We start from the raw sequence: 7379 nt of genomic DNA, 5'->3' as shown, positions 1-7379 counted from the left end.
TCAACCCGCGCAGCCGCCATCGGCTGGATGCCGCGCGGGTCGACTTCGCGCTGCTCGGCAACCGGTTGCTGCCGCGCCTTGCGGCGGCCGGCATCGAGGCCGATCCGGCCATGCGCCCCGGCAGCGACCACGCACCGCTCTGGGTCGAGCTTGCGTAGCGACCTCGACCGAGGCCCGGCACTTCGGTCGATTCCACCGCGGTTGGTTCGTCGACAAGAGGTCCACCCACACCTAGGAGTTCATGCCATGTCCTACATCGACGGTTTCGTGATCGCCGTACCCACGGCCAACCGGCAGGCCTTCATCGACCATGCCAGCGGCTTCGATTCGGCTTTCCTGGAGTACGGTGCCACCCGCGTGCTGGAGTGCTGGGGCGACGACGTCCCCGACGGCAAGCTCACGGACTTCCGCCGCGCCGTGCAGGCCACGCCGGAGGAAGCGGTGGTGTTCTCGTGGATCGAATGGCCGGACAAGGCCACGCGCGATGCCGGCATGGAGAAGCTCATGAAGGACCCGCGCTTCAGCCCCGAGAACACGCCGATGCCGTTCGACGGCAAGCGGATGATCTTCGGCGGCTTCAGGCCGGTCGTCGAACTCGGCCGCAATCGCTGATCCACGCGATCCCGGCGGGCGCTGGGCCCCGCTGGACAGGTGCATCGCCCCGCGAGGTCCCCAGCGCACGGCTCAGCTGCCGCCTTTCCGGGCGCCGACGAGTGCCGGTCAACCGCGCTTCAGTTTGTTCCGGTCGGCTGTGACCGGGGACCCGCGCGTCCCGAAAGCATCGGCAGGGCAATCCGAAACACGCACGGCGGCGTCGTGCGGCCAGCGTCGGCCTGCCCTTGGCGAGCGCCTGCCTGCCTGCACTGCGCCTGCTCCGGTCGCAAGCCGAGTGCGGGCGGCCAGATGACGCAGGATGCAGCGCATTTAGACGGGCCTGTCATCGTGCTTGCTTCATCCTGCCTGCCTGCCATCGCGATGGCGGAACAGACGGCCAAACCCGTGGCGGCAACTCGCCTTGCCACCGGCCCGGGCGGCGGAGACCGCCCCCAGACAACCCCAATGGACATCACCGGCATCCGGAACGCGGCAGCAACGCACGACGGCCCGTGCATGGACGCTGCCGGTCCATACGAGGAGGCGCAGATGAACACACCCCAGGACAGCAGTTACCGCCCGTCCGGCAGTGGGCAGGCCACGGGCCCAGGCACCAGCGACGGCGCCGACGAGATGGCCGAACGGATGCGCGCCGAAGGGCAGGAACAGGTCCGGCACTACCGCAACGTTGCCGCCGACAAGGTCGACACGCTGGCCGACAGCGTCAAGGCCGCCGCCGCGGAGATGCGCGATGACGACGTCGCCCATCTGTCGCGGCACGTCTCGGACATGGCCGGCGGCCTGAGCCGCATGGCGGCAGGGCTGCGCGAAAAGAGCGCCGACGAACTCCTGCATGACGTGCGCCGCATCGCGCGCGAAAACCCCACCCTGTTCATCGCCGGCAGCATCGCGATCGGCTTCGGCCTCACCCGTTTCGCCCGCGCTTCGGCGAGCAACGGCACGGACCGTGAACGGGCCTCGCCACCGGCCGTCAGCGAACGTACCGGCCGCACCCGCTGGACCGACACCGACGCCGCCGTCCCCGGTACCACCGCGCGGCCGGCCACCGGCAACGACACCATCGACACCACCGCACCCGGCGGCCTGACCGGCGCCATCCCCGCGGTGCCCGGGCCATCGGCATCCACCCCGGACGCCATTTCGGCGCGCGCGGGCGCCAGCGCGAGCGACGCGGCCAGCGGCGAGCAAGACACCCTGTCGTCCACGGACACCCTGCGCGGGAGGAACCAGCCATGAGCAAGTCCTACGAACAACCGCAACCCTTCGACAACCGGCCGTTGCGCGCCGTGCCATCGGCACGCGAGGAAGACACCTCCATCGGTGGCCTGCTCAAGCAGCTGACGCGCGAGATCCCGTTGCTGTTCACCAAGGAGCTCGCGCTGGCCAAGGCGGAGATGCGCGAAAACCTGCGCGCCACCAAGGCGGGCGTGGCGGCGGTGGCCACCGGCGGCGCCGTGATGCTCGCCGGCCTGATCGTCCTGCTGATGGCCGGCGTGTACGGGCTGAGCACCGTGCTCGCGCCGTGGCTGTCCGCGCTGATCGTCGGCGCCGCCGCCCTAGTCGTGGGCTGGGTGATGGTCAGCGCCGGCAAGAAGCGGTTCGAGCCCGCCTCGCTCAAGCCCGACCACACCCTTCACTCGCTGCAGAAGGATGCCGATGCCATCCGCGGGAGGACGCCATGAGCACTGCTTCCGAACGGATCGACGCCGAGTCGCACAAGGACCCGGCGCGGCTGGAGCGCGAGATCGACCAGCAACGCGCAGACATCAACCACATTGTCGACGCGCTGGAGAACAAGCTTTCGCCCGGCCAGCTGTTCGACCGCATGGTGCATTTCGGCCAGGGCAACGGCCGCGAACTGGCCCGGAACTTCGGCAACGCGGTGAAGACCCATCCGGTGCCCGCCGTGCTCGCCTCGGTCGGCCTGCTGTGGCTGTATGCCAGCCGCAACGAGCCGGCGCCGGCGCCCACCGGCGTGACCGCTAGGGGCGCCGACGACGGTGCGGGGATGCTGGACCGTGCGCGCGACATGGGCGGCGAGGTGTCCGACACCGTTTCCAGCACCTGGAACCAGGCCAGGGAGCGCATCGGCGACACCGCCTCGCGCATGGCCGACACCGCCCATGGCGCGCGCGATTCCCTGGCGCACCAGAAGGACCGTGCCGTGCAGGGCTACAACCAGCTGCTGCGCGAGAACCCGCTGGCGCTGGGTGCGATCGGCATCGCCGTCGGCGCGCTGCTCGGCGCCGCCCTGCCCACCACCGAGCCGGAGAACCGGCTGATGGGCGAGGCCAGCGACCGTCTCGCAGACAACGCCAGGGACGCGGTACAGACCGGCGCGGACAAGGCGCGCGATGTCATACAGGACATCGGCGAGCCGCAGGACAGCGTGCGCCACTGACACCCGCATCGTCGAGCCCCTCCCTAGGGGGGGCCGTTGCCCGCCAACCATCGGCTCCGGCTCACCACCCGTCCTGCCGGCAGGGATGCCGGCGGCGCCTGGTTAGCGCAGCCCCTCCCGGATCGCGGAAACCAGTTCGCCAGCCGGATCGTGCGCCTGCTCCCAGTACATCATCCCGCCCAGCCGGTGCGCCTTCACATAGGCGGCCTTGGCGGCGATCGACTGCGGGTCGTCGTAGGTGATGAAGGCGTGCGTGCGCGCGTTCCACAGCCAGGCGGCGCCGGCCTGCGCGTCCCAGTGCCGGACGAAGCCGTTGCGTCCGATGAAATCGCGCACCAGCTCGGGCCACGGATGCTCGCCCTGATAGCGGCCGTAGGGCCGGTAGAGACCGTCGTGGCCCACCTGCACGTCGTCGAACTCGCGGCCATAGAAGGCGACGCCGAGCAGCAGTTTTTCCGGCGGCACGCCGGCGGCGATGAACTGGTGCACCGCGCGGTCGGCCGTGCGTGCATCCGCCGGCGCCAGGCGTGAGCGATCCAGTCCTGCGTGATGCCCGGTGGTCGGCGTCATGCGGTTGACGAAGTCGTAGGTCATCAGGTTGAACCAGTCGACCGCCGGCTCGACCGCGGCGATGTCGATGCCATCGACGAACGGCCCGTCCGCGACGGCGACGCTAAGGGCGTAGTGACGCCCCGGGCCCGCCTGCCGGTCCAGTGCCTGGCGCACGGCCTGCAGCAGCAGGGTGAAGCGGCCGCGGTCGGCACGGCTGAAGGCGATGCCGGATTCGCCGTGGCCCGGATACTCCCAGTCCACGTCCAGCCCGTCGGCGCCCTGCGCTGCGACCAGGCGTGCCGCGCTCTGTGCGAAGGCCTGCCGCCCCGCGGCCGTTGCCGCCGCTTCGGAAAAGCCGCCGGCGCCCCAGCCGCCCACCGCGATGGTCACCTTGAGCGCCGGCCGGATGCGCTTGAGCGCCAGCAGGCGCCGCAGGCGCGCGGTGGCGTCGCCGTCCAGCACCACGTGGCCCTGCTCGACGTGGGCGAAAGCGAAGATCAGCGTGTCGATGGCTTCCAGCGAGCGTGCGTCCGCACCGTTCCAGTCGGTGGCGTAGCCGACCACGCGGTATCCGGCTGCCGTTGCCGCGGAGGCGCCAACGGCAACCATGCAGGCGAACAGGACAGAAGCGAGTCTCGGCAGGCGCAATCGCATCGAAGCGTTCCTCTACGGCAACGCCCGGAGCATGCCATGCCCGGGCGGTTGCCGGGGATCGACGGACCCTCAGCTGGAATGGTCCAGGATGATCTTCCAGCCCTGCGCCGTCTTCTCCCACAACAGCGAATAGACCCCATCGTCCTGGGCGACCGCGCCATGCTCGGCGCGATCCAGGTGGAAGCGCCCGGTGACGATCGCGTAGCGCACCTCGCCCTCCGCGCAGGGCAACAGCCGCACGTCCACGCCCGAGAAGGCCAGCCGTCCCATCTGTGCCTTGTTCGCGTAGTGCTTGCGGTAGCTCTCCAGGATGGCGCGGTAGCCCTTGCGTACGGTGCGGCCCACGAAGGTGGTGTCCGGCGCGTCCCGGTAGCCGCGCATGAACGCTTCCACGTCTCCCCGGTTCCAGGCGGCCTGCTGTCCGGCCATGACCCTGCGGATGGCGGCTACGTCGTCCCCTGCGGCCACGGCCGGTACGGCGATGAAGGCCAGGAGCAAGCCCAGCGCGGAAAGCCAGCGTGACGGATGCATCGGTGCTCCCCTTGATCGGATCGTCGAAGCTTAATCGCTCCGTTGCCGCACAGCCTGGAACACCACCACGCGGTCGGCCGTGGCGGGCCCATCCGCACGCAGCCACGCCTCCCGGGCGACGAGCGGGCTGCATGGGCCGAAGGTACACACGCGGATCGGGCGCCGCCGCCCCTCGGCGTGCAATGCATCGAGCACCTGGCGCAGCACCGCCCCGACGAACGGCGTGTAGAGGAAGAACACCGTGCCGGCGGACAGGTCCGCGTCGCGCGCGTCCCCGGCAACGAAGGTGACGCGGGCCAGCCGCAGGGCGCGCGCCGCGGCACGCGCGACGGTCACATGCGACTCTTGCCATTCCACGCCGAGCGCGCGTGCGCCGGTACAGAGCGAGGCGAGCATCGGCACGTGCCCCAGCCCCGACCCGAGATCGACCAGCACGTCCCGGGGCGCCAGGCGGACGCGCGCGAGCATGTCCAGTACGTGCCGCGCCGGCGTCGGCTGATAGAACACCATCCCCGGCTCCAGTGCCGGCCCTCCGGTGCCCGGCTCGGCGAGCCGCAGCAGGCCGGCGACCAGTTCATCCAGTGCGTCGTAGCCTTCGCCGGCGGGGGTTGCCGGGGAAGCTTCCAGCCAGCGCCGGAACAGCGCCGGCCCCTGCCCCGCCTGGACCGCGGCGCGCAAGCGCCGGTGCAACCTGCCGTCCGCATGCTCCAGGCGCACGCGCAATGCTTCCGCGCGGTCGGCCGACCCCCGGCCTTCCTGTGCGAGGACGGGCCACACGCTCTCGATCCAGTCCAGGGCCTCGGCGCGCGGGCGCCACTGCTCCGGCGCCTCCAGCGCCCGGTCGCCGGCCAGTCGGTCGAGCCTGGCCTGGATGCCGCCCCCGTCGTTCAGTCCGGAATCTCCGCCTCGACCAGTCTGGCCAGCAACACCAGCGATTCCTGCCAGCCGAGGTAACAGGCCTCGGTCGGGATCGCGTCGGGAATGCCTTCCTGCACCACGGTCAGTTCCGTGCCGCAGGAAACCTTGCCCAGCGAGACGGTCGTGACCATCTCGCCCGACAGGCCCGGATCATCGAAGCGGTCGGTGTAGCGCAGCAGCTCGCCCGGCCGCAGTTCGAGGTAGGTGCCGCCGAACGTGTGGCTGTGGCCGCTCGTGAAATTGGTGAACGACATGCGGTAGCTGCCGCCGACCCTGGCATCCATGTGGTGGACCTTGCCGGTGAAGCCATTGGGCGGCAGCCATTTGGCCATCGCATCGGGATCGATGAAGGCGCGGAACAGGCGCTCGGGCGTGGTGCGCAGGACGCGGTGCAGTCGGACGGTACCCATGGTTCCACCTCGTGGCATGACGGACGCTCGTCACCACGACGCGCGAGCGCGTCCGGCTTCGACAGCGGGCAGACTAGCCGATCGACCGCGCAGGCCACACCCACGCCTTGCGTGGCCGACCCGGTTCAAGCGGGCAGCGCCGCGCACTGACGCCAGCTTGATCGGCCGCTAACACGCCCGGGCACAGGATGCCGCCGGGAAACCCGGGCTGGCCGCGTCGTCATTTCGGGAGGCCGTCATGCCTGTCTCGATCGCTCCGCTCGTCCTCGCCACCGCGTTGCTTTCCACGGCCGCGGCGCACGCCGCCGACTCGAAGAAACCGGCGTCGGATGCCCAGCTCATCGCCAGTGCCATGCGCGCCGCGCCGGCAGGCGTGGCCCGCCACGCCACCATCATGGCGATGCAACCGGATGGCAGCATGCGCACGCTGCGCCAGGGCACCAACGGATTCACCTGCATCCCCGATGCCCCCGCCACGCCAGGGCCCGATCCGATGTGCGCCGACAAGGCCGCCATGGGCTGGGTACAGGCTTGGCTGTCCCACGCCACGCCGCCGGTCGGCAAGGTCGGCCTGATGTACATGCTCGAAGGCGGAACCGACGCCAGCAACACCGATCCGTATGCGACCAAGCCGGAAGGCAACCACTGGATCAAGACCGGCCCGCACGTCATGGTGGTCGGCGCCGACTCGGCGTTCTACGACCAGTATCCGAAGCAGGACAATCCCGCCACGGATGCACCCTACGTGATGTGGGCCGGCACCCCCTACCGGCACCTGATGGCACCGATCCGCTGAGATGGCGGGCTTCGGAGGGCGGCCTCGGCCGATGTGGCGCGATGGCCGACCCTCCCTGCGGGGCACCGTCCTACAACTGCGACGCGAACTCGGCCCAGAAGCGGTCGGTGACCTGCTGTGTCCACGGCCGCGCCTGCAAGCCGGCGATCGTCACCGCCTGCGACGCGGCCAGGTCGCCGTCGAACACCCCGGTCATGCGGCGGGCGAACTCCCCGTCGTAGACGGCAATGTTCGCCTCGTCGTTGAGGTGGAACGAGCGGTTGTCGAAGTTGGCCGAGCCGGCCAGCGTCAGGTAATCGTCGACCACCATCAGCTTGCTGTGGAACAGCGAGGGCCCATAGCGGGCGATCTTCGCGCCGGCGGCAATGAAGCCGGCCCAATAGGTGCGCGAGGCATCGCCCACCATGTGGCCGTCGACGTGGTCGCCTTCCACGATGATGCGCACGCGCACCCCGCGGGCCAGCGCGGCCAGCAGCGCCCGTCGCGCCGCCTCGTCCGGCAC

At 70.4% G+C, this 7379-nt stretch carries 10 protein-coding genes; 5 read left to right on the top strand and 5 right to left on the bottom strand.

The window, feature by feature from the left end; translation table 11 throughout:
* Positions 1–246: 246 nt before the first annotated feature.
* From VFH59_RS09655 to VFH59_RS09640, 4 genes are all read left to right on the top strand, one after another.
* The gene (locus tag VFH59_RS09655; protein WP_325164680.1) at positions 247–612 is read left to right on the top strand and encodes a DUF1428 domain-containing protein; all 366 of its coding nucleotides are present in this window, start codon (positions 247–249) and stop codon (positions 610–612) included.
* A 291-nt stretch (positions 613–903) separates the two neighbouring features.
* Entirely contained in the window at positions 904–1851 is a 948-nt protein-coding gene (locus VFH59_RS09650) for a hypothetical protein (RefSeq protein ID WP_325164679.1), read from the top strand.
* Complete coding sequence (locus tag VFH59_RS09645) at positions 1848–2297, top strand: phage holin family protein (RefSeq protein ID WP_325164678.1); 450 nt, start codon at positions 1848–1850, stop codon at positions 2295–2297. The genes VFH59_RS09650 and VFH59_RS09645 overlap by 4 nt, the downstream gene beginning before the upstream one ends.
* Positions 2294–3016: a DUF3618 domain-containing protein gene (locus VFH59_RS09640; RefSeq protein WP_325164677.1), complete on the top strand. Its 723-nt coding sequence runs from the start codon at positions 2294–2296 to the stop codon at positions 3014–3016. The genes VFH59_RS09645 and VFH59_RS09640 overlap by 4 nt, the downstream gene beginning before the upstream one ends.
* 102 nt (positions 3017–3118) lie before the next feature.
* Here the strand turns inward: VFH59_RS09640 and VFH59_RS09635 are convergent, their stop codons facing one another.
* From VFH59_RS09635 to VFH59_RS09620, 4 genes are all read right to left on the bottom strand, one after another.
* Positions 3119–4222, bottom strand: a complete 1104-nt coding sequence (locus tag VFH59_RS09635) for a glycoside hydrolase family 18 protein (protein WP_325164676.1) — start codon at positions 4220–4222, stop codon at positions 3119–3121.
* Positions 4223–4291: 69 nt separating this feature from the next.
* The gene (locus VFH59_RS09630; RefSeq protein ID WP_325164675.1) at positions 4292–4753 is read right to left on the bottom strand and encodes a nuclear transport factor 2 family protein; all 462 of its coding nucleotides are present in this window, start codon (positions 4751–4753) and stop codon (positions 4292–4294) included.
* A gap of 30 nt (positions 4754–4783) precedes the next feature.
* The gene (locus VFH59_RS09625) at positions 4784–5530 is read right to left on the bottom strand and encodes a hypothetical protein (RefSeq protein WP_325164674.1); all 747 of its coding nucleotides are present in this window, start codon (positions 5528–5530) and stop codon (positions 4784–4786) included.
* 110 nt (positions 5531–5640) lie between these two features.
* Entirely contained in the window at positions 5641–6081 is a 441-nt protein-coding gene (locus VFH59_RS09620) for an SRPBCC family protein (protein ID WP_325164673.1), read from the bottom strand.
* Positions 6082–6319: 238 nt separating this feature from the next.
* Here VFH59_RS09620 and VFH59_RS09615 point away from each other — a divergent pair, with 238 nt between their 5' ends.
* Entirely contained in the window at positions 6320–6877 is a 558-nt protein-coding gene (locus VFH59_RS09615; protein WP_325164672.1) for a hypothetical protein, read from the top strand.
* Between the two features lie 70 nt (positions 6878–6947).
* Here the strand turns inward: VFH59_RS09615 and VFH59_RS09610 are convergent.
* Positions 6948–7379, bottom strand: a 432-nt coding sequence (locus tag VFH59_RS09610) for a phospholipase D-like domain-containing protein (protein WP_325164671.1), incomplete at its 5' end; no start/stop codon positions are given.

The sequence above is a fragment of the Frateuria sp. genome (assembly GCF_035695185.1).
Classification (GTDB): domain Bacteria; phylum Pseudomonadota; class Gammaproteobacteria; order Xanthomonadales; family Rhodanobacteraceae; genus Frateuria_A.
The sequence above is the reverse complement of the archived record's forward strand: the minus strand, read 5'-3'. Positions and strand labels throughout refer to the sequence as shown.

Coding starts and splice junctions, on each gene's coding strand:
- VFH59_RS09630 (WP_325164675.1), bottom strand. CDS start 4,753: ATGCATCCGTCACGCTGGCTTTCCGCGCTGGGCTTGCTCCTGGCCTTC.
- VFH59_RS09615 (WP_325164672.1), top strand. CDS start 6,320: ATGCCTGTCTCGATCGCTCCGCTCGTCCTCGCCACCGCGTTGCTTTCC.
- VFH59_RS09635 (WP_325164676.1), bottom strand. CDS start 4,222: ATGCGATTGCGCCTGCCGAGACTCGCTTCTGTCCTGTTCGCCTGCATG.
- VFH59_RS09645 (WP_325164678.1), top strand. CDS start 1,848: ATGAGCAAGTCCTACGAACAACCGCAACCCTTCGACAACCGGCCGTTG.
- VFH59_RS09655 (WP_325164680.1), top strand. CDS start 247: ATGTCCTACATCGACGGTTTCGTGATCGCCGTACCCACGGCCAACCGG.
- VFH59_RS09650 (WP_325164679.1), top strand. CDS start 904: ATGACGCAGGATGCAGCGCATTTAGACGGGCCTGTCATCGTGCTTGCT.
- VFH59_RS09640 (WP_325164677.1), top strand. CDS start 2,294: ATGAGCACTGCTTCCGAACGGATCGACGCCGAGTCGCACAAGGACCCG.
- VFH59_RS09620 (WP_325164673.1), bottom strand. CDS start 6,081: ATGGGTACCGTCCGACTGCACCGCGTCCTGCGCACCACGCCCGAGCGC.